The sequence below is a fragment of the Rhizobacter sp. P1_G5 genome (assembly GCF_056405435.1).
This window is the reverse complement of the sequence record NZ_JBFUCB010000881.1, coordinates 1-1,869: the sequence shown is the minus strand read 5'-3', so window position 1 is coordinate 1,869 and position 1,869 is coordinate 1. Positions and strand designations below refer to the sequence as shown.

The window sequence follows — 1,869 nt, the reverse complement described above, 5'->3', positions numbered from 1 at the left end:
GTGTCCTGCAGCGGCACGCCCAGGCGCACCAGCATCGTCGCGTTCTGCTTGTCGGGCGTCGGCAGCACCACGCGCTGCGGCGGGATCGGCACCAGCGGCTGCAGCACGCGCGCATACGGCTCGGCGTTCTGCCAGCCGGCGAACGCGGCCTGCAGCGCTGCCTTCACCGCCGGCACATCCATGTCGCCGGCCGCGCCGAACTCACCGTGCGCCGCGCTGTAGAAGCGCTGGTGGAAGGCCTGCACCTGCGCGAGCGTCAGGCCGTTCACGTCCTGCACCATCTCGTCGAAGCTGCGCACGTAGCGCACGTCGCCACGCGGGTACGGGTTGCCGATGCGGCCGAGCGCGTTGTCGACCACGCTCTCCGGCTCCTTGCGCTGCTGCTCGATCGCGGCCAGCGTCTGGCGCTTCAGCTCGTCCAGCGCGTCGGCCGGCAGGCTGGCGTTGCGCAGCAGGTCGGCGACCAGCGCGATCGCCTGCGGCAGCGTCTCGCGGCGTGACAGCAGGTTGACGCTCACGCGCCCTGGCCCGCCGCTGATGCTCATTTCGGTCTTCAGTTCGTCGAGCCGGTCCTGCACCTGCTGGCGGGTCAGCGTCTTCGTGCCCTTGTCGAGCAGCGCGGCGGTGACGTCGGGCACGTCGTTCAGGCCGGCCAGGCTCTTCTCGGTGCCGAAGTGCAGCGTCAGCGTCGCATGCACGGTGCCGCCGCGCGAGGCCTTGGGCAGCAGCGCCGCCTTGACGCCGCCGACCTGGAAGCGCTGGGTGCGCTGGTCGATGTTGGCCGGCGAGCTGTCGAAGGCCTCGGCGGTGGCCTGGGCCTGMTGCGGCTTGAAGCCCTTCAGCTCGGCCGCGACGTCGACCTTGGCCGGCGCCGGCGGGCGCTGCGGCTTGTCGGTGGGCAGGTAGATGCCCAGCGTGCGGTTCGACGCGATGAAGCGCTGGTCGGCCACGCGCTGCACGTCGGCCAGCTTCAGGTCACGCACGCGATCGCGCAGCAGGAAGAACAGCCGCCAGTCGCCCTGGGCCACCGATTCGCTGAGCGAGACGCCCACCGTCTCGGGGTTCGTGAACGCCTGTTCCCAGGCCTTCAGCCACTTGCCCTGGGCACGCTTGAATTCCTCGTCGGTGACGGGCTCGCTCGCGGTCGATTCGACGGTGGCCAGCAGCGCTTCGCGCGCCGGCTCGACCGCCTGGCCCGGTGCCAGCTGCGCGCCGAACAGCGTGAAGCCCGGCTCGGCCAGCGCCTGCGCGAAGCCGAAGGTGCTGGCGGCCAGCTGCTTCTCGGTCAGGCGCTTGTGCAGGCGGCCGGAGGGGGTGTCGCCCATCACCAGATCGAGCACCTCGATGGCCGGGTAGTCGGGGTGCGCCGCTGGCGGCACGTGGTAGGCCGCGAAGATCTGCGGCGTGCCGCCCGAACGCCGCAGCGTGACGCTGCGCTCGCCGTCCTGCGCCGGGTCGAGCGTGTACTGCACCGGCAGCTTGCGCGTGGGCTTGCGGATCTTGCCGAACGCGTCGCCGACCCAGCGCAGCACCTTGGCCGGCTCGAACTTGCCCGAGACGATCAGGGTCGCGTTGTCGGGCTGGTAGTACTGGCGGTAGAAGGCCTGCAGGCGCGGGATGTCGACGTTCTCGACGTCGGCGCGCGCGCCGATGGTGTCCTTGCCGTAGTTGTGCCACTCGTACATCGTGGCGACGGTCTTCTGCAGCAGGATGCGGTCGGGGCTGTTCTCGCCCATCTCCATCTCGTTGCGCACCACCGTCATCTCGGTGTCGAGGTCGCGGCGGGCGATGAAGCTGTTGACCATCGCATCGGCCTGCCAGTCCAGGTACCAGCGCAGGTTCTCGTCGTTGGCCGAGAAGCTCGCGAAG

1 protein-coding gene is annotated in these 1,869 nt (G+C 70.3%); it reads right to left on the bottom strand.

The window, feature by feature from the left end:
- Positions 1-1,869 (bottom strand): M16 family metallopeptidase (locus AC1D12_RS32275; RefSeq protein ID WP_477845231.1); only part of this gene is annotated, 1,869 nt, incomplete at both ends.